Raw genomic sequence first — 18289 nt, forward strand, 5'->3', positions numbered from 1 at the left:
GCCGGCACCGGCGCCGGCGCGCGCGCGCTGCCGGCCGCGGCCAGGGGCAGGCACACGGTGAAGGTGGCGCCGCAGCCGCAGCCCGCGCTTTCGGCGCGCACCGTGCCGCCATGCAGCTCGGCCAGGCTCTTGACGATCGACAGCCCCAGGCCCAGCCCGCCGTAGCTGCGCGTGGTCGAGCCGTCTGCCTGGCGGAAGCGCTCGAACACGTGCATCAGGAACGCCGGCTCGATCCCGGCGCCGGTGTCGGCCACGCTGATCTCGACCTGGTCGCCGGCGCGCGCCAGGCGCACCAGCACCCGCCCCCCGCGCGGGGTGAACTTGATCGCGTTCGAGAGCAGGTTCCAGACGATCTGCTGCAGCCGGTTGGGGTCGCCCGAGACCGGGCCGGCCAGCGCGTCGAGCTCGGCCTCGAGCGTGATGCCGCGCGCCTCGGCCGCCGGGCGCACCGTCTCGAGCGCGGCCTCGATCGGGCCGGCCGGGTCGATCGGCTGCGCCTCGAGCCGCACCTTGCCCGAACTGATGCGGCTCATGTCGAGCAGGTCCTCGATCAGCTGCGCCTGGACCCGGGCGTTGCGCTCGATGGTCGCCAGGCCCTTGTCGATGTCGGCCGGGCCGCGCCGCCCGCGCCGCAGGATCTGGGCCCAGCCGAGGATCGCGCCGAGCGGGGTGCGCAGCTCGTGCGACAGGGTCGCCAAAAATTCGTCCTTGAGCGCGCTCATGCGCTCGGCCTCGGAGCGCATCGCCCGCTCCGAGGCGAGCAGCCGCTCGCGCTCGGCGGCGGCCTGGCGCGCCGACTCGTACAGGCGCGCGTTGTCGATCGCCACGGCCGCCTGCGCCGCCACCGCCACCACCAGATGCTCGGTGCGCGCGCTGAACACGGCGGGCTCGGGATGGCCGAAGAACAGCGCCCCGAGCACCTCCCCGGAGCGCGAGATGACCGGCACCGCGAGATAGCTGCGCACCGCCGGGTGCCCCTTCGGCATGCCCTTGTGCGGAGCCATCAGGCCGTAGCGCGGGTCGGCCAGCACGTCGTCGCAGCGGATCAGCGCGGCACCGCTGAGGGTCGGGCCGAACAGCGCGGTCGGGCGCGGCGCGCCGAATTTCTCGAACACCTCGCGCGCCGCGCCCGACAGCGTGTAGCGCATCAGGCGCTCCTCGCCGGCCTCGACCGTATTGTAGAAGAACGCGCCGAAGCTCGCGCCGCTGATCTCGGTGGCGGTGTCGGTGACCGCCTGCAGCAGCTCGGCGACGTCGAGCTTGGAGGCGAGCATCGCGCCCGTTCTATTGAGCCGTTCGAGCGCGCGCGACTCCTCGCGCAGCGCCGTCTCGGCGCGCCGCCGCTCGCTGATGTCGCGGAAGCTCCAGACCCGCCCGCGCCCCTCGGCGCCGGCGTGCTGGAGCTGCGAGAAGCGTTCGAGCACGCGCCCGTCGGCCAGTTCGAGCTCGTCGAAACTGTCGGCCATGGCCGATTCCTCGATCTGGCCGACACGCCGGAGGTAGGCGTCCGGATCGCAAAAGCGCGCGCTCACCAGCGCGCAGACGCGCGCGTGGTCGGCGTCCTCCATGGCCTGCGGCGGCACCCCCAGCAGCTCGACGAAACGGCGGTTGAAGGCGGTGATCCGGGACCCGGCGTCGACCGCCAGGATGGCGTCCGTGGTCGACTCGAGCGTGGCGCGCATATTGGCCAGCGAGGCGGCCAGCTGCTCGGTCTTGTCCTTGAGTTCGGCTTTGGCCTGCAGCAGCGCCTCCTCGGCGCGCTGGCGCGCCTGCAGGATGCTCTGCGCGTTCTGCAGCGCCACCGAGCGCAGCAGGTCGGCCTCGTCGCCCTGCCCGCTCATGCCCGCGCTCCCAGTATGGCGGCCGCCATCGCGGTGCCTCGCACCCGCGCGCCGATCTTGGCGAACGCGGTCTCGCGGGTGGTCGTGGTGTCGTCGCAGAACGGCGAGAAGCCGCAGTCGTCGGTCGTGCCGAGCTGTCCGGGCGGGATGAAGCGGGCCGCCTCGAGCACCCGCCCGCACACCTGTTCGGCGCTCTCGACGCGCGGGTCGATCGGGTTGACCACGCCGACGAAGATGCGCATGCCCGGGCGCAGGTGGCCGCGGATGATCTCGAGCACGCGCACCCGGTCCGGCTCGCCCGCGAGCGCGATGTAGAAGCTGCCGACCTTGAGCTCGAACAGGCTCGGCAGCAGATCGGCGTAGTCGACGTCGGCGCTGGGGGTCGAATCGCGGTCGCTGCCAGGGCAGGTGTGGACCCCGATGCGGGAGCGCTCGGCGTCGGAGAAGCGCGACAGCGCCAGGTTGTTGAGGTCGATGAAACTGTTGAGCAGGCCGCCGGTCGGGTCGAGCTTGACCGCCAGCCGCCCCTCGGTGAAGTCGATCTGCACCTTGTAGGCGCCGGCGTCCAGGCAGCGCCGGATCTCGGTCTCGTGCTCGCGCAGAAGATCCTCGATGAACTGGTCGCGGCTGTAGCCGGCGATGCCCGCGGCCGGGTACATCAGGCTCAGCGCCGAGGGCGAGATGATGGCCTGCTTGACCGGCACCGTGGCGTGGCGCAGCGCCTGCTCGAGGTAGCTGTCGGCGTAGCGCATGTAGCGGAACGGGCCGGCCGTCAGGCGCGGCATGCGCCGCACGTGGCCGTCGGTGAACGGGATCTGGAAGCCGGCGGCGTCGGTGTTGGCCAGGCCGTGCACGCAGTAGGTCCAGAAATTGTGGTATTTGCGCTGCTCGCCGTCGGTGATCACGGGCGAGCCGGTGGCCTCGAACCGGGCGATCGTGTCGCGGATGGCGGCCTCGTAGAGCGGCGCCAGGGCCGGGTCGCCCTCGGCGTGCGCGCCGGCCGCCGCGATCAGCGCCAGCGGACGCGGGATGCTGCCGATCGGCTCGGTCGGGATGATCATCGCGCGCCCCGCGTGCGGCGGCGCCCCGCCGCGGCGCGCCTCATTTGGCCCCCGCCGCGAGCTGGGCGCGCCAGGCCGCCAATTGCTTGCCCACCAGCGCGCCCTGGTGCATCTGCGGCTCGGAATGCTCGACCTTGGCCGGCGCCCCGCGCGCGACCTTGCCCCCGCCCTTGCCCCCGCCCTTGCCCTTGTTCCCGTCCCCGCCCCCGCCCACGCCCCCGCCCCCGCCCCTGTCACCCATGGCGTCGTCGGCCTCCCACTTGCGCACCAGCGCGCGGGCCTTTTCGAAGGCCTCGGTGAACGAGGCGCTGTGCGGCAGCGCCTCCTTGAAGAAGGCACGCCCGAAATAGGTGAAGTCGTTCTGGTCGGCGCAGCCGAACGAGGTGCGGTCGCGCCGCGCGGCGGTGATCACCAGCGTGTGCTCGTCCTTGAGATGGTCGATGAAGCCGCCCGCGTAGCAGGCCGACACCAGCACCACCTTCCAGCGGATGCCCGACTCGCGCAGCTGTCGCCCGAGCTCGGCGGCGGCCAGCTGGCGCACCGCGACCCCGGGCGGCTGCAGCGCCAGCTCGTGCCCGGGCGAGCCGTGGCTGGTCAGGAACAGGAACAGGATGTCGTTGTCCCTGTCCATGCGCGCGCCCAGCGCGGCGAGGCCCTCGCCGATGCCCGCCACCGTCGCCAGCGGCGCCGTGGCCAGCGTGTTGCGGCTGTTGACCAGCACCAGCGAGCGCCCGGCGGTGCCGTAATCGCGCTCGAACTGGGCCCGCACGAAGTCGGTCTCGCGCCGGAACACCTCTTGCGCGCCGTCGCCGCCGACGGCCATCAGGTACATGTCGATCGCGCCGGGCCGCTCGGGCAGCAGCGCCGCGAGCGCCTTGTCGAGCAGCGCGCGCTGGGTGTAGATGGCCGTCTCGACGGCGGCGCCGGCGCGGTCCTGGTCGCCGGGGTCGGCCGGCTCGCCGTTGCGCCACAGGCCCTTGCGTTCGGTGCTGCCGTCGGCGCGCGCCTTGGCGTAGCGCATCACGCCCTCGCCCTCGGGCAGGCCGAACTCGAAGTTGCCCGTGTAGCGGTCGCCGTTAGGCCAGCGCAGCACGCCATGCCCGTCGAACTTGCCGTACTTGATCGCGCCCGTGTAGACGCTGCCGTCGCGGCCGGCGTAGCGCATACGCCCGCCCGGCTCGCCCTGCTCGAACAGGCCCTCGTAGCTGTCGCCGCGCCCGTCGACCAGTTTGCCGCGCCCATGCGGGGTCCAGTCGACGAACAGGCCGGTGTGGCGCATGCCGTCGACCCCGCGGTACTCGCCCTGGCCGGTGAAGGCGCCGCGCACGAACTGCCCGACGAAGGTCTGGCCGTCGGCCTTCTCGTATCTTCCGCCCCCGTGGAACACGCCGTCGGCGAATTCGCCGGCGAACATGCCGCCGGCGTTGTAGCGCATCACGCCCTTGCCGTGCGGGCGGCCGCGCCTGAACTGGCCCGCGTAGCGCTCGTCGGCGCCGCTCCACTGGCCCAGGCCGTGGTACTGGCCGTCGCGGAACTGGCCCGCGTAGACGCCGCGCCCGGGCACCGTCTTGCGTCCGACGCCATTGAACTCGTTGCGCGCGAACTGGCCGACGTAGACCGCGCCGTCGGCGCCGGCCAGCCGCCCCGGGCCGTCCATCAGGCCGCGCCTGAAGCTGCCGCGGTACAGCGCGCCGGCGCTGGTGCGGTGCTGGCCCGCGCCTTCGAACAGGCCCCGCTCGAAGGCGCCCTCGTACCAGGCGCCGTTGGCCCAGGCCAGCCGGCCCTTGCCGTGCAGCCGGCCGTCGCGCAGCTGCCCGTGGTAGGTCGCGCCGTCGGGCAGCACGGCGTCGGGGCGCGCGCCCGCCGCCGGGCCGGCCAGCAGCGCCAGCGCGGCCGCGCCGGCGAGCAAGGTGCGCGCCGCGGAGGCGGCGCGCGGGAGGGCGAGGCGATGAGTCATGGATACGATATTAGCAAAGAGTGATTCGTCGCGCGCGGGGCGCCTGCCGAAAAAAAACGGCGACAGCCGGCGGCAAGCGCGCGGCTCGCTGCTTGCAGGGTATGTGAGGATGATGTTTCAGTCAATCGCAACAATTCTTGATAGCAAGAAAAAATGCGACATTTTGCACAGGCATTATTCGTTATACTCCAAGGCAAATAAAACGCCCCCGGAGACCTGGATGAATCTGCGATGCACGCGCGCCCTTGCGCGCTCCCTCAAGCGTTCCCTCAAGCGCTCCCTCAAGCGCTCCCTTAAGCGTTCCCTGGCCCCGTCGCTGTCCCTGGCGCTGTCCCTGGCGCTGTCTCTGCCCCTGTCGCTGTCGCTGTCGCTGTCGCTGGCCCTGTCCGCGGCGCCGGCGGCGGCCCAGGAGTTCAAGCTGGCCATGAGCACGCCGGCGACCTCGATGGACCCGCACTTCAACAACCTGGTGCCCAACATCAACGTCTCGAACCACATGTTCGAGACCCTGACCAAGATGGACGCGAACAGCCGGGTCGGGCCCGGACTGGCGCTGTCGTGGACGCTGGTCGACAAGCTGCACTGGGAGTTCAAGCTGCGCAAGGGCGTCAAATTCCACGACGGCAGCGAAATGACGGCCGAGGACGTGCTCTGGTCGGTCGAGCGCCCCGCCACCATCGTCGGCAGCCCCGGCAAGTTCGACTCCTTCACCAGCGCCATCGTGGCCAAGAAGATCATCGACCCGCACACCATCCGTTTCACCACGCGCCAGGCCCATCCGCTGATCCTGGCCGACCTGACGTCGGTGTTCATCGTCTCGAAAAAGGCGACCCAGGGCCTGTCGAGCGAGGCCTTCAATTCGGGCAAGGGCATGGTCGGCACCGGCCCGTTCAAGTTCGTCAAATTCCAGCGCGACGACCGGGTCGAGCTGGCGCGCTTCGACGACTACTGGGGCCCGAAAAAGGCGGACTGGTCGAAGGTCACGCTGCGCTTCATCCCGAACGGCGCCACCCGCGTGGCGGCGCTGCTGGCGGGCGACGTGCAGGCGATCGAGCACGTGCCCACGCCGGACCTCGAACGGGTGCGCGCCAGGGCCGACCTCGAGGTCTACACCAAGACCTCGCACCGCCTGATCTTCCTCGCGCTCGACGCCGCGCGCGCGCCGTCGCCGTTCGTGACCGCCAAGGACGGCGCGGCGCTGGCCAAAAACCCGCTGCAGGACCTGCGGGTGCGGCGCGCGCTGTCGATGGCGATCGACCGCAACCTGATCAAGGCGCGCGTGATGGAGGGCCTGTCCGATCCGACCAACAACCTGGTGCCGCCCGGCATGTTCGGCCACAACCCGGCGCTCCTGACCACCACCCACGATCCCGAGGGGGCCAAAAAGCTGCTGGCCGAGGCGGGCTACCCGGACGGCTTCGGCCTGACCCTGCACACCCCCAACAACCGCTACGTCAACGACGAGAAGATCGCCCAGGCGATCGCCCAGATGCTGGCGCGGGTCGGCATCAAGGCCAGCGTCAAGGGCCTGCCGATCGCGGTGTTCTCGGCGCGCGGCGCCAAGCGCGAGTTCTCGACCTACCTGTTCGGCTGGGGCGCGCAGACCGGGGAGAGCTCGACCACGCTGCGCAGCCTGCTCGCCTGCGAGGACCCGGCCAAGGGCTTCGGCGGCTTCAACTGGACCCGGTACTGCAACGCCAGGCTCGACGCCATGCTGGTCACGGCCATGGGCACGGTCGACAGCAAGCTGCGCCTGGCGCTGCTGCAAAACGCGGCCGCGCTGGCCGTCAAGGACGTCGCCCTGATCCCGCTGCACCACCAGGTCACGACTTGGGCCGCCCGCAAGGGCTATGTGTACCAGGCCCGCACCGACGAGCGCACCCTGGCGCAGTTCTTCACCAAGCGGTAAGCGGGCGGTGCTCGTCTTCATCGTGCGGCGCCTGCTGCAAAGCGCCCTCGTGCTGCTGCTCATGTCGCTGCTGGTGTTCGCCGGGGTGTACGCGGTCGGCAATCCGGCCGACGTGCTGATCAGCCCCGACGCCGACCAGCTCGAACGGGCCCGCACCATCGCCGCCTTCGGCCTCGACCGCCCGCTGTGGGAGCAGTACCTGCGCTTCGCCGGCAACGCCCTGCGCGGCGACCTTGGCAACTCGTTCGTGTACGGCGCGCCGGCCGTCGGCCTGATCCTCGAGCGCCTGCCCGCCACGCTCGAGTTGGCGCTGGTGGCGCTGCTCATGGCAATCGCGCTCGGCATCCCGCTCGGCCTGCTGGCCGGGCTCAGGCCCGACGGCCTGCTCGGCAAGTCGATCATGGCCGGCTCGATCCTCGGCTTTTCGCTGCCCACCTTCTGGGTCGGCCTGATGCTGATCATGGTGTTCTCGGTGGTGCTCGGCTGGCTGCCCTCGAGCGGGCGCGGCCCGACCACGCTGCTGCTCGGGGTGCCGGTCAGCCTCCTGTCGGCCGAGGGCATGCGCCACCTGCTGCTGCCGGCGCTCAACCTGGCGCTGTTCAATATCGCGCTGGTGATCCGGCTCACCCGCTCGGGCACCCGGGAGGCGCTGCTGCAGGACTACGTCAAGTTCGCGCGCGCCAAGGGCCTGCGCAACGCGCGCATCATCGGCGTGCACGTGCTCAAGAATATCATGATCCCGGTGGTGACGGTGCTGGCGCTGCAGTTCGGCGCCATCATCGCGTTCGCCATCGTCACCGAATCGGTGTTCGCCTGGCCCGGCATGGGCAAGCTGATCATCGACTCGATCCGGGTCCTCGACCGGCCGGTGATCGTGGCCTACCTGCTGTTGATCACGACCCTGTTCATCCTGATCAACCTGGCCGTCGACATCGCCTACTCGGCGCTCGATCCGCGCGTCGGCCTCAAACGCGGGGCCGCACGGTGAGCGCCGGCCCGGCCCTCGCGCCGCTGCCGCCACCCTTGCCGGACGAGCCGCCGGCGGCGCGCTTTTGGCGCCACTACCGTGCCAGCGGGTTGGCCGTGGCCGCCCTGGCGCTGCTGGCGCTGATCGTGCTCGCGGCCCTGTTCGCGCCCCTGATCGCGCCGCAGGACCCGTACGACCTGGCGCGCCTGGACCTGATGGATTCGCGCCTGGCGCCGGGCGAGCGCGCCGCCGACGGCGGCATGACCTACTGGCTCGGCACCGACGAGCAGGGCCGCGACATGATCTCGGCCATCCTGTACGGGGTGCGCATCTCGGTGCTGGTGGGGGTGGCCAGCACCGCGCTGGCGCTCACGCTCGGCATGGCGCTCGGGCTGCTGGCCGGCTACGCGGGCGGGCGCACCGACAGCGTCATCATGCGCACCGCCGACATGCAGCTGTCGTTCCCGCCGATCCTGATCGCGCTGATCCTGCTGGCGGTGTCGGGGCCGGGCGTCGACAAGATCATCATCTCGCTCGTCGCGGTGCAGTGGGCATACTATGCGCGCACCGCGCGCGGCGCCGCGCTGGTCGAGTGCCGGAAGGAGTACATGGAGGCGGCCGCCTGCCTCGGACTGCGCCCAGCGCGCATCGTGCTGCGCCACCTGCTGCCGAACTGCCTGCCGCCGCTGGTCGTGGTCGCCGCGCTGCAGGTGGGCGCCGCCATCTCGCTCGAGGCCACCCTGTCGTTCCTCGGGCTGGGCCTGCCCGTAACCGAGCCCTCGCTCGGGCTGCTGATCGCCAACGGCTTCCAGTACCTGCTCTCGGGCAAATACTGGATCAGCTTCTTCCCCGGCCTGGCGCTGCTGGCCACGGTGGTGGCGATCAACCTCGTGGCCGACCAGCTGCGCGACGTGCTCAACCCGCGCCTGCAGGCGCACTGAGGGGCTGAGGGGGCCGCCGAATCAGGTGGGCAGGCGGCCCGATGTTTGATAGTATTGAAGCGACACGTCCGGCCCCGGCGGCCGCCCGCCCCCCATCGCTCCCGAGGCGCCCTTGAAACGACCGATCACAGCCTGGTTCACGCTCGCAGCCGCGCCCGCCGCCGCGCTCGCCGCCGCGCTCGCCCCGGCTTTCGCCGCCGCCGCGCCGCTGACCGTGGCCTGGCGCGACAAGGCGCCCTACCACCACACCGAGAACGGCGTCGAGCGCGGCTTCCTGCTCGCGCGCGCCAAGGCCGTGTTCGCCGGCGCCGGCATCGAGGCGCAGTTCGTGATGGAGCCGGCCAAGCGCATCTGGGCCAACCTCGACAACGGCACCCCCAACTACTGCTCGATCGGCTGGTACCGCCTGCCCGGGCGCGAGCGGGTGGCTCAGTACAGCAAGCCGCTCCACACCGACTTGCCGCACACAATCCTGGTCGCGCCCGGCGCCGCGGCCCGGGTGCGCGCCCACCCCACGCTGCGCGCGCTGCTGGCCGACCCCGGCCTCACGCTCGGGGTCGTCGACGGCGTCTCGTACGGCGCCCGGCTCGACGCCCTGATCGCCGCCAGCGGCAACCGGATCGACCGGCGCACCGTGATCCCGACCCGGATGATGCGCATGCTGGCCGCCGGCCGCGTCTCGTTCATGTTCATCGACCGCGAGGACCTGGCCTACCTGAGCGGGCGCGAACCGGGCGTGCGCGAGGCCCTGCGCCACGACTTCGCCGACATGCCGGCCGGGCTCGCGCGCCACCTCGTGTGCGGCAAGGACGTCGCGCCGGCGCTCATGGAGCGGATCGACAAGGCGATCGACAAGGTGCGCGCCGCGGCCGACGGCGCGCGCGCGCCGGCCGGCGCCGGAACCTGAAGCGGCGAGCAGTGGCGTTTGGCGCGAACGGATGGTATTCTGATCAGGTTTGCATGATTACAACTGATTGGACGGCGCCCTGATGACCCGGAAAAAAATACTTTTACTGAGCGTGTCGGCCGGCGCCGGCCACATGCGCGCGGCCGAGGCGATCCGCGCCTTCGCCGACGCCGGCGGCGCGGCCGAGGCCACCCACCTCGACGTGATGGACTACGTCACCGCCGGTTTCCGCAAGCTCTACACCGATTTCTACATCAAGCTGGTCAACAAGGCGCCGGCGCTGTGGGGCTATGTCTACCACGCCACCAACGAGGCCGAGCGCGACGGCGCGGTCGAGCGCATGCGGCGCGCGCTCGAGCGCCTCAACACGCGCGCGCTGCTGCGCGAAATCGCCCTGCGCCGCCCCGACGCCATCATCTGCACCCATTTCCTGCCGGCCGAACTGCTCTCGCGCGCGATCGCCAAACAGGGCCTTGCGGTGCCGGTCTGGGTCCAGGTCACCGACTTCGACCTGCACCGGATGTGGGTGCACGAGCACATGGCCGGCTACTTCGCCGCCAACGAGGAGGTCGCCTTCCGCCTGCGCGACCAGGGCATCGACGCCGCGCGCATCGTCGTCACCGGCATCCCCATCATGCCCGCGTTCGGCCAGGCGCCGGCGCGCCCCGAGTGCGCCGCCGGCTTCGGGCTCGACCCGGCCCGCGCCACCATCTTGCTGATGGGCGGCGGCGCCGGCCTGGGCAGCCTCGATAAGGTGGCCGAACGGCTGCTCGCGCTCGGCGGCGAGTTCCAGCTGATCGTCCTGGCGGGCAGGAACGCGCAGGCGCTGGCGGCGCTGCGCGCGCTCGCCGAACGCCATCCGGGGCGCCTGCTGGCGCAGGGCTTCACCGACGAGGTCGAGCGCCTGATGGCCTGCGCCGACCTGGTCATCACCAAGCCGGGCGGGCTGACCAGCTCCGAATGCCTGGCGCTGGGGCTGCCGATGATCGTCAATTCGCCGATTCCCGGGCAGGAGGAGCGCAACGCCGACTACCTGCTCGAGCAGGGCGTCGCGCTCAAGGCCTTCGACGCGGCCACGCTCGAATTCCGGGTGCGCCACCTGCTGGCCGACCCGGGCGCGCTGGCCGCCATGCGCGAGCGCGCGCGCCGGCTCGGCCGCCCGGACGCCGGCCGGCGCGTGCTCGAACGCGTGCTGGCGCACGCGCCCGCCTGAAACCTCCCGCTCCCGCTCCCCCTGCCCCCCTTCCACCAACCGACGCCACGCCCATGCCAATTCGCCCCCTGCTGCTGCTCGCGAGCGCGCTCCTGCTCCACTGCCCAACCCCCGCCGCCATGGCGGCCGAACCGGACCGCCCCGCCGAGCCCGACCGACCCGCCGAATGGGCCGCCCCGATCGAGCGGGCGGCCAACCTGTACCGCATCACGCCGACGTTCTTCCGCAGCGCCAAGCTGGGGACGGCCGACGTCGAACGCGCCAAGGCGCTCGGCATCAAGACCGTGGTCACCCTGCGCGCCTTCCACTCCGACACCAAGCTGCTCAAGGGCAGCGGGATCAGGACGGTCCAGGTGCGCATCAACACCTGGGACATCAAGGACGCCCAGGTGGTCGCCGCCCTGCGGGCGGTCCGCAGCGCCGAAAAGGACGGCCCGGTGCTGCTGCACTGCCTGCACGGCGCCGACCGCACCGGCCTGATCTCGGCGATGTACCGCATGGCCTACCAGGGCTGGACCAGGCAGCAGGCGATGCACGAACTGCGCAACGGCGGCTACGGCTACCACGCGATCTGGACCAACATCGAGCGCTATGTGCAGCGGGTCGACATCGACCGGATCCGGGCCCGCGCCGAACAACCGTAACCGCCACGGCAACCGCGGCCGGCGCGGCCCCCTTAGCAACCAAAGCAAGCAAAGCAACCACCAGGAGCCCGCCATGCGCGCCATTCCCCTTACGCTGCTGTGCCTGGCCCTGGCGGCCGGCGCCGCCCACGGCGCGCCCGCGCCGGCCGTCCCGTCCGACACCACCACCGTGGTCACCGACACCAGCACCGCCGGGCGGCCCGGCAAGTCGTTCAGCGCCGCCACCATCATCAACGCGCCGGTGGCCGCCATCTGCGCCGTGCTGCAGGATTACCCGCGCTATCCGGGGCTGATGCCCAACGTCGAGGCGGTCAGGGTCGCGCCCGAGGCCGGCGGCGCGCTGGTCGACTTCACGCTCAAGCTGCCGATGGGCAAAATCAAGAAATACCGGCTGCGCATGACGCCCAGGACCGGGCCCGGCGCCTGCCAGCTGGCCTGGAAGATGGTCCCATGGGACGGCCTCAAGCCCGAGGAGACCATCGTCGCCACCAGCGGCAGCTGGCAACTGGCGCCGCACCAGGGCGCAGAGGGGAAAACCATGGTCAACTACACGGTCCACACCGATCCTGGGCCGGTGCCCTTCGGGCTCGGCTGGATCGTCGACAGCATGAGCAAGGACAGCATTCCGAAGACCATGGACGCGTTGCGCGCGAAACTGGCGCGCTAGCAGCCTGTCTGACATGCAACTTCTTCGCGCGCTATTCAAATTTGTATTGATACTTCATTCACTATTCAAAAAAGAATAGCCGCGCACTTCGCACCTCCGCCAGCCGACGAGTTTGATTTCCGCCACAAGCGACTTGCGCCTCCGAGCATACTGTATGTACTGTGTATATGAGCATACACAGTACATTCACCATATCCCAGACCGATGGCAGGCCCATGTACCTGCAGATCATCGAGCAGATCCGCCACAAGGTGGCGGCCGGCGACTGGCAGGCGGGTGCGGAGATACCGTCGATTCGGCAACTGGCCGCCGACCTGAGCGTCAGTGTCATCACCGTCAAGCGTGCCTATCTGGAACTGGAACGCGAAGGCGTGATCCTGACCCAGCAAGGCCGCGGTTCGATCGTCTCGCACAACCCCACGCTCAGCACCGCGATGTGGGAGCGGCAACTGGAGCGCGCGCTCGACGAGGCTGCGCGCCTGGGCCACATGCTGGGACTGGCGCCGGACACCATCAAAGTCCGCCTCGACGCGGCAATCAATCAACGGAAGGATGACCAATGGACCAATTGGCAGTAAAGATGCGCGGCGTAAGCAAGCGCTATCCCCATTTCTCGCTCGACCGGCTTGACCTGACGCTGGCCCAGGGCAGCATCATGGGCTTTCTGGGCGCCAACGGCGCGGGTAAATCGACCACCATCCGCATCCTGATGGGCTTGGTTGAGCAGGACAGCGGCAGCGTTGAGGTGCTCGGGCACGACATGCCGTCGCAACAGGTGCTTGCCAAGGCCGGGATCGGTTTTGTCTCGGAAGACCTGCGCCTTTATGGCGCACCCACGCTGCGCTGGCACATGGATCTGGTCGCGTCCGTTTTTCCGGGCTGGGCCCCCAACTACGCCGAAGCCTTGCTGCGCCGCTTCGATCTCCAAGCCGATCGGAAAATCAAGGGCCTGTCGCATGGACAACGCGTCAAGGCAGCATTGCTGCTGGCGCTGGCGCGCCGCCCCCGCTTGCTGGTGCTCGACGAGCCAACCACCGGCCTCGATCCTGTCGCGCGCCACGAAGTGCTGTCCGAACTGATGTCGGTCATGCTCGACGAAGAACGCACGGTGCTGTTTTCCTCGCACAACACCCGCGATGTGGAGCAAATCGCCGACGCGATCACGTTTATCGACCGGGGCCGGATTGTCGATTCGGCTGACAAGGAGAGTTACCTGGAACGCTGGCGCCGCGTGCGGCTGGACCTGCCGCCCCGCGGCACCCTGCCCCCCCTGCCCGGCACGGTGTCACTGGCCGGCGAGGGACGCAGCCGCATCCTCACGACCAGTAATTTCAGCGATGCGATCACCCATGCCTGCAATGCGGCGGGCGCCACCATCCACGCCATTGAAACGATGAGCCTGGAAGAAATTTTCGTCAACACGGTCAATGGCCGCCGCGAGGAGGCAGCGAAATGAATATGAGAATCTTGGGCATCCTGATCCGCAAAGACGTGCGCCTGGTGATGATGCCGGTGCTGTTCTACATGCTCGTGGGCGCGGTGGCGATCGGCATGATGGGCGTCGAACGGCATGCCTTCTTTTACGCCGCCAGCGTGCTGCTGATCACCGCAATGATCGCGCTTGGCTTTCATCCGGCCATGGCGACGGTCGTCGGCGAGCGCAAGGAACAAACCCTGGCGTTTGTCATGAGCATGCCAATCACGCCCACCGATTACACCTGGACCAAGGTGCTGGCCAACCTGCTGCTGTTCTTCGTGCCATTCTTGCTGTTGCTCGGTGGCACGCTGGGAATGATTTCTGTGCGTCCATCGATGCCGGACGGGCTGATTCCGTACGCTGTAATTCTGTTCGGCTACCTTGCCGCAACGGCGGTCCTGATCCTGTGCGTGGCGCTCGTGACCGAGTCGATGCAATGGACAATTGTCGTGCAAATCGCTGGCAATTTGGGTTTGCAAGGCGTCATGTACGGCGCCTCGACTATCCCGGCCATCAAATCGACCATCAACACCGAAATGATCGTCTGGAGCGAGCCTGCGCTACTGTTTATCGGCAGCGAAATTGCGATCTCCCTAATCCTGCTGGCCGCCACGTTGTGGCTGCAATCGCGCAAGACCGACTTCATCTAAGCTCCCCGCCGCCATGCAAACTGACAAATACACTTTGGCAGGGGGCCAAACACGCCTGCACGCCCTGGACGCCGTGCGCGCTTTCGCCCTGCTGCTGGGCGTGGTCCTGCACGCCACCATGTCGTTTTTCCCCGGCCCGCGCCTGTGGCTGGTGGACGATAGCGAGGGCAGCGTGCTGCTGTCGGCGACATTTTTCGTGATCCACATGCTGCGCATGACCACCTTCTTCCTGGTTGCGGGCTTTGTGGCGCGTCTGAGTTTTGACAATCTCGGCGCTGCGGCCTTCTTCAAGGACCGGCTGCGCCGCATTGGCGTGCCGCTGGTCGTCGGCTGGCCGATCCTGTTCGTGGCGCTGATGGCCGCGGCCGGCATGCCCGCAACCGCCATCGATGGCGTGACGTTCGCGTATTTTCCATTGATCCATTTGTGGTTCCTGTACCTGCTGGCGCTGTCCTATATGGCGATCGCGCTCGTCCACCCCCTGCTTGCGCTTTCAGGCGCCAACCGGATCGCCCGGCTCCTGCTGCGGCCCTGGGCCGTCGTGCCGCTGGCCGCGCCGCTTTGCCTAAGCCTGTACCTGCATCCCTACTGGATGATGTGGTTCGGCATTCCCACGCCGGACCATGGCTGGCTTCCAAACTTGCCTGCCATTGCCGGCTATGGCGTCGCCTTCGCCTTTGGCTGGCTGGCGCAGCGCCAGCGGGAAGCGCTGGGCATCTGGAAACGGCACTGGATCTTCAATCTCCTGCTTGCCTGCGGCTGCACCGCGTTCTGCCTGTTCCAGGCCGGCGCGGCGCCACTGCTGATGCCAGTTCCCCAAGGCAGCATGAAACTGGCGTATGCGGCCAGTTACAGCCTTGGCGCGTGGAGCTGGGCGCTGGCGCTGATTGGCATGGCGCAGCGTTTCCTCAGCGCCTACGGCCGCGTGCGCCGCTATCTCGCCGATGCCTCGTACTGGATCTATCTGGTCCACCTGCCGTTGGTGGTGCTGTTGCAAGGCATGGTGGCGCAGCTGGCGTGGCATTGGAGCGCCAAATTCGCAGTGATCCTGGCGGCGGCATTCCCGCTCATGCTTGGCAGCTATTCCTTGTTTGTCCGGCGCACCGTGGTGGGCGCCATCCTGAACGGCCGCAAAAGGGCCGCATCTCCCACTAACTCAAACCTTGAAAGTTCATCATGCGCACATTGATCCTGTCTATCATGCTGCTGGCCTCGCCTTCCTCGCATGCCAATCCGGCGCCCACGCTGCAATCCCTGCTCGACAAGCACGCCCAGGCGATGGGTCCGGTCAGCAAGGTGCAGTCGCGCCGGCTGCGCATGCGCTTGATCGGCCTCGCACCGTTCGCGCTGCCGCTGGTGGTCGAGGCGAGCCGCCCGGCCCTGATGCGCAAGGACGTAACGATCCAGGGCAGCGTCCAGGTCACCGCATACGATGGCAAACAGTCGTGGATGACCGATCCCTTCGTCCCCGGCGGCATGAAGCCTGCACCCTTGCCCGCGCTGGAGGCGAAGGCGCTGGCGGACGAAGCCGATTTCGACGGCATCCTGGTCGGCTCCACCGCCAAGGGCGTCAAGCTGGCCTATGCCGGCCCCGCGACGGTTGACGGCAAGCCAGCCCACGCGCTTGGCGTGACGCGGGCCGATGGCAGTGCGGCCACCATCTGGCTCGATGCGGGCAGCTTCCTGGAAGTGAAGCGCACCCAACCGGGGCTGGTGATGGGTGCGATGAAGTCGATCGACATCTTCAGCAGCGACTACCGTCTGGTCGACGGCGTGCGCATTGCGCATCGGATGGAGATAGGGCTGACCGGCGCCAAGGACCGGATGTCGATTGTGGTCGACGCGGCCGAACTCAATGTGCGCATCGATCCGGCGCGTTTTGCCAGGCCGCAGGTCAAATAGTTACTGGAGCAATACGGGCTCGGAATGCGATCGATCCGACTTCGATTGCGGACCAAAGGTCGACAGGCTGCCAGGAGCCTGCCAACCGGGCGCTGGGTGCATGGACAAGGGGGGGCAAATAATACAATTTGTCACCATTTACCCGCCGCCGCCGAAAGCCCAACTGGTATATTTCTGAAATGGAATTTCAGAGGGGCAATCCCGCACCCATCCCAGTCCGCAGCGAAGAAGGAGCCAATGCCCACCACCCCAGAAGACGCGCACAGCAACATGCCCCCCGGCCCGGTCCGCACCGTGCTCTACGTCGAGGACAACGCCGACAACCTGGCCCTCGTGACGCAGTTGCTCGGGCGCCGCGCCGACTTGGCGCTGGTCTCGGCCGCCGATGGCGACGCCGGCATCGCGCTGGCGCGCGCGCGCCTGCCGGAACTGATCCTCATGGACATCAACCTGCCCGGCATCAGCGGCATGGACACCATGAAACTGCTGCGCGGCGACCCGCTCACGGCCGCCATCCCGGTCATCGCGCTGTCGTCGAACGCGTTCCCGCGCCAGATCCGCGACGGCCTCGAGGCCGGTTTCTTCGGCTACCTGACCAAGCCGTTCAAATTCGACGAGTTCCTCACCGCGGTCGAATCCGCGCTGGCGCACGCGGCACGGACCGGCCCCGCCGCCTAGGCGGCGCGCCGGGCCCGGCCGCCCGGCCCGCATTGTTGCGCGCGCCCACGGCCACGCCTTGCGTGGACGCAAAAGTTGTCCATCTTCGGGTGGCTTCGATTACAATTTCACCATAGAAAACCCTCTCCCCCTTTCCGAAGGCCGCGCCATGCAATTGATCCTGATCGTCGACGACGCCATCGAGAACGTCAGGCTGCTCAAGAACCTGTTGCAGGACATGGCGCGGGTGGTGTTCGCGCACGACGGCTTGGGCGCGCTCGAACTGGCCGCGCACCACCGGCCCGACCTGATCCTGCTCGACGTGATGATGCCGCGGCTCGACGGCTACCAGACCTGCGTGCAGCTCAAGGAGGACCCGGCCACGCGCGACAGCCCGGTCATTTTCATCACCGGCGCCGACGCCGACAGCGACGAGGAGCGCGGCCTGGCCGCCGGCGCGATCGACTACATCACCAAACCGTTCGCGCCGGCCATCGTGCGCTCGCGCGTCAAGAACCACCTGGCGCTGGTGGCGGCCAACGCCGCCCTGCGCGGCGCCAACGAGTCGCTGCGCAAGTTCAAGGCGGCCGTCGATTGCAGCTCGGCGGCGGTGGTGATCGCCAACGCCGAGGCCCGCATCGAGTACGTCAACGCCGCCTACGCGGCCGACAGCGGCGTCGCGCGCGAGCAGTTGCTCGGCCAGATCCCGTTCCTGCTGACGGCCCAGGCGCAGGCCGGCGGCGGCTCGGTGCGCGACGCCGTGCTCGGCGGCGACAGCTGGCGCGGCGAACTGAGCTTGGCGCAGCCGGGCGGCGCGCTGCGCTGGCACGACGTCTCGTGTGCGCCGGTCTACGACGAGGCCGGGCGCGTCAGCCACATCGTCGCGGTGCACGCCGACGTCACCGAGCGGCGCGCCATGGAGGAGGAGTTGCGGCGCCTGTCGGTGACCGATTCGCTCACCGGCGTGGCCAACCGGCGCCACCTGATGGCGCTCGGCGAGCGGGAGATCGAGCGGCGCCGCCGCTCGACCAAGCCGCTCTCGCTGCTGATGCTCGACATCGACCATTTCAAGCGCGTCAACGACACCTACGGCCACCCGGCCGGCGACTGCGTGATCCGGGCCGTGGCCAGCCGCTGCGCCGCGCTGCTGCGCTCGACCGACACGGTCGGGCGCATCGGCGGCGAGGAGTTCGCCATCATGCTGCCGATGACGCCGCTGGCGGCGGCCCACGAGCTCGCCGAACGCATCCGCAGGGAGATCGCGGCCAAGGTGGTGCCGTGGGAGGACACCGGGATCGCCTTCACGGTCAGCATCGGGCTGGCCCAGGTCAACGACAACAGCAGCGACTTCGCCTCGCTCGTTGGGCGCGCCGACGCCGCCCTGTACGCGGCCAAGCAGGGCGGGCGCAACCGGACGGTCAAGGCCTCGCGCCCCGGGGACGCGCAGTGAGCGCGCCGGCGGCCGCGGCGCCGGCGCCGCGCGCGCGGGACGCGCG

The 18289-nt window shown here is 69.2% G+C and carries 17 protein-coding genes; 14 read left to right on the plus strand and 3 right to left on the minus strand.

What is annotated here, in order from left to right; genetic code table 11:
* The 3 genes from C7C56_RS02425 to C7C56_RS02435 form a co-directional block, all read right to left on the minus strand.
* The coding region (locus tag C7C56_RS02425; protein ID WP_106755912.1) for a PAS domain-containing sensor histidine kinase at positions 1–1841 on the minus strand (1841 nt) is incomplete at its 3' end.
* Positions 1838–2902 carry a uroporphyrinogen decarboxylase/cobalamine-independent methonine synthase family protein gene (locus tag C7C56_RS02430; RefSeq protein WP_106755913.1) on the minus strand — a complete coding sequence of 355 codons (1065 nt, stop codon included), beginning with the start codon at positions 2900–2902 and terminating at the stop codon, positions 1838–1840. The genes C7C56_RS02425 and C7C56_RS02430, both read right to left, overlap by 4 nt.
* A 40-nt stretch (positions 2903–2942) precedes the next feature.
* Entirely contained in the window at positions 2943–4859 is a 1917-nt protein-coding gene (locus C7C56_RS02435; RefSeq protein ID WP_106755914.1) for a C13 family peptidase, read from the minus strand.
* Positions 4860–5079: 220 nt separating this feature from the next.
* Here C7C56_RS02435 and C7C56_RS02440 point away from each other — a divergent pair, with 220 nt between their 5' ends.
* The 14 genes from C7C56_RS02440 to C7C56_RS02505 all read left to right on the plus strand — a co-directional run bounded on the left by C7C56_RS02440 (position 5080) and on the right by C7C56_RS02505 (position 18243).
* A complete protein-coding gene (locus C7C56_RS02440; RefSeq protein WP_106755915.1) occupies positions 5080–6768 on the plus strand; it encodes an ABC transporter substrate-binding protein in 1689 nt (562 codons plus the stop codon).
* Between the two features lie 7 nt (positions 6769–6775).
* Entirely contained in the window at positions 6776–7756 is a 981-nt protein-coding gene (locus C7C56_RS02445) for an ABC transporter permease (RefSeq protein ID WP_106755916.1), read from the plus strand.
* A complete protein-coding gene (locus C7C56_RS02450) occupies positions 7753–8676 on the plus strand; it encodes an ABC transporter permease (RefSeq protein ID WP_106755917.1) in 924 nt (307 codons plus the stop codon). Before C7C56_RS02445 ends, C7C56_RS02450 begins: the two co-directional genes overlap by 4 nt.
* Before the next feature lie 112 nt (positions 8677–8788).
* Complete coding sequence (locus C7C56_RS02455; protein ID WP_229457926.1) at positions 8789–9583, plus strand: substrate-binding periplasmic protein; 795 nt, start codon at positions 8789–8791, stop codon at positions 9581–9583.
* Positions 9584–9665: 82 nt separating this feature from the next.
* The gene (locus C7C56_RS02460) at positions 9666–10796 is read left to right on the plus strand and encodes an MGDG synthase family glycosyltransferase (RefSeq protein WP_106755927.1); all 1131 of its coding nucleotides are present in this window, start codon (positions 9666–9668) and stop codon (positions 10794–10796) included.
* A 53-nt stretch (positions 10797–10849) separates the two neighbouring features.
* On the plus strand, positions 10850–11440 hold the full coding sequence (locus C7C56_RS02465) for a dual specificity protein phosphatase family protein (RefSeq protein ID WP_229457928.1): 591 nt from the start codon (positions 10850–10852) through the stop codon (positions 11438–11440).
* Between the two features lie 73 nt (positions 11441–11513).
* On the plus strand, positions 11514–12107 hold the full coding sequence (locus tag C7C56_RS02470; protein ID WP_106755918.1) for an SRPBCC family protein: 594 nt from the start codon (positions 11514–11516) through the stop codon (positions 12105–12107).
* A 215-nt stretch (positions 12108–12322) separates the two neighbouring features.
* Positions 12323–12685, plus strand: a complete 363-nt coding sequence (locus tag C7C56_RS02475; protein WP_106755919.1) for a GntR family transcriptional regulator — start codon at positions 12323–12325, stop codon at positions 12683–12685.
* Entirely contained in the window at positions 12667–13563 is an 897-nt protein-coding gene (locus C7C56_RS02480) for an ABC transporter ATP-binding protein (protein WP_106755920.1), read from the plus strand. Before C7C56_RS02475 ends, C7C56_RS02480 begins: the two co-directional genes overlap by 19 nt.
* Entirely contained in the window at positions 13560–14234 is a 675-nt protein-coding gene (locus tag C7C56_RS02485; protein WP_146204250.1) for an ABC transporter permease, read from the plus strand. Before C7C56_RS02480 ends, C7C56_RS02485 begins: the two co-directional genes overlap by 4 nt.
* A 13-nt stretch (positions 14235–14247) precedes the next feature.
* Positions 14248–15423, plus strand: a complete 1176-nt coding sequence (locus C7C56_RS02490) for an acyltransferase family protein (RefSeq protein WP_106755922.1) — start codon at positions 14248–14250, stop codon at positions 15421–15423.
* Positions 15411–16136: a hypothetical protein gene (locus tag C7C56_RS02495; protein WP_146204251.1), complete on the plus strand. Its 726-nt coding sequence runs from the start codon at positions 15411–15413 to the stop codon at positions 16134–16136. The genes C7C56_RS02490 and C7C56_RS02495 overlap by 13 nt, the downstream gene beginning before the upstream one ends.
* A gap of 237 nt (positions 16137–16373) precedes the next feature.
* Positions 16374–16814 carry a response regulator gene (locus tag C7C56_RS02500; RefSeq protein ID WP_229457930.1) on the plus strand — a complete coding sequence of 147 codons (441 nt, stop codon included), beginning with the start codon at positions 16374–16376 and terminating at the stop codon, positions 16812–16814.
* Between the two features lie 148 nt (positions 16815–16962).
* Entirely contained in the window at positions 16963–18243 is a 1281-nt protein-coding gene (locus C7C56_RS02505; RefSeq protein ID WP_106755925.1) for a diguanylate cyclase, read from the plus strand.
* Positions 18244–18289 lie beyond the last annotated feature (46 nt).

It is taken from the genome of Massilia glaciei (genome assembly GCF_003011895.2).
In the GTDB taxonomy this organism is placed as follows: Bacteria; Pseudomonadota; Gammaproteobacteria; order Burkholderiales; family Burkholderiaceae_D; genus Telluria_A; species Telluria_A glaciei.

What these genes read in the sequence shown, in the direction of transcription:
- C7C56_RS02480 (WP_106755920.1), top strand. Translation starts at nt 12,667, where the DNA reads ATGGACCAATTGGCAGTAAAGATGCGCGGCGTAAGCAAGCGCTATCCC.
- C7C56_RS02490 (WP_106755922.1), top strand. Translation starts at nt 14,248, where the DNA reads ATGCAAACTGACAAATACACTTTGGCAGGGGGCCAAACACGCCTGCAC.
- C7C56_RS02505 (WP_106755925.1), top strand. Translation starts at nt 16,963, where the DNA reads ATGCAATTGATCCTGATCGTCGACGACGCCATCGAGAACGTCAGGCTG.
- C7C56_RS02495 (WP_146204251.1), top strand. Translation starts at nt 15,411, where the DNA reads ATGCGCACATTGATCCTGTCTATCATGCTGCTGGCCTCGCCTTCCTCG.
- C7C56_RS02470 (WP_106755918.1), top strand. Translation starts at nt 11,514, where the DNA reads ATGCGCGCCATTCCCCTTACGCTGCTGTGCCTGGCCCTGGCGGCCGGC.
- C7C56_RS02460 (WP_106755927.1), top strand. Translation starts at nt 9,666, where the DNA reads ATGACCCGGAAAAAAATACTTTTACTGAGCGTGTCGGCCGGCGCCGGC.
- C7C56_RS02485 (WP_146204250.1), top strand. Translation starts at nt 13,560, where the DNA reads ATGAATATGAGAATCTTGGGCATCCTGATCCGCAAAGACGTGCGCCTG.
- C7C56_RS02440 (WP_106755915.1), top strand. Translation starts at nt 5,080, where the DNA reads ATGAATCTGCGATGCACGCGCGCCCTTGCGCGCTCCCTCAAGCGTTCC.
- C7C56_RS02430 (WP_106755913.1), bottom strand. Translation starts at nt 2,902, where the DNA reads ATGATCATCCCGACCGAGCCGATCGGCAGCATCCCGCGTCCGCTGGCG.
- C7C56_RS02435 (WP_106755914.1), bottom strand. Translation starts at nt 4,859, where the DNA reads ATGACTCATCGCCTCGCCCTCCCGCGCGCCGCCTCCGCGGCGCGCACC.
- C7C56_RS02465 (WP_229457928.1), top strand. Translation starts at nt 10,850, where the DNA reads ATGCCAATTCGCCCCCTGCTGCTGCTCGCGAGCGCGCTCCTGCTCCAC.
- C7C56_RS02500 (WP_229457930.1), top strand. Translation starts at nt 16,374, where the DNA reads ATGCCCACCACCCCAGAAGACGCGCACAGCAACATGCCCCCCGGCCCG.
- C7C56_RS02475 (WP_106755919.1), top strand. Translation starts at nt 12,323, where the DNA reads ATGTACCTGCAGATCATCGAGCAGATCCGCCACAAGGTGGCGGCCGGC.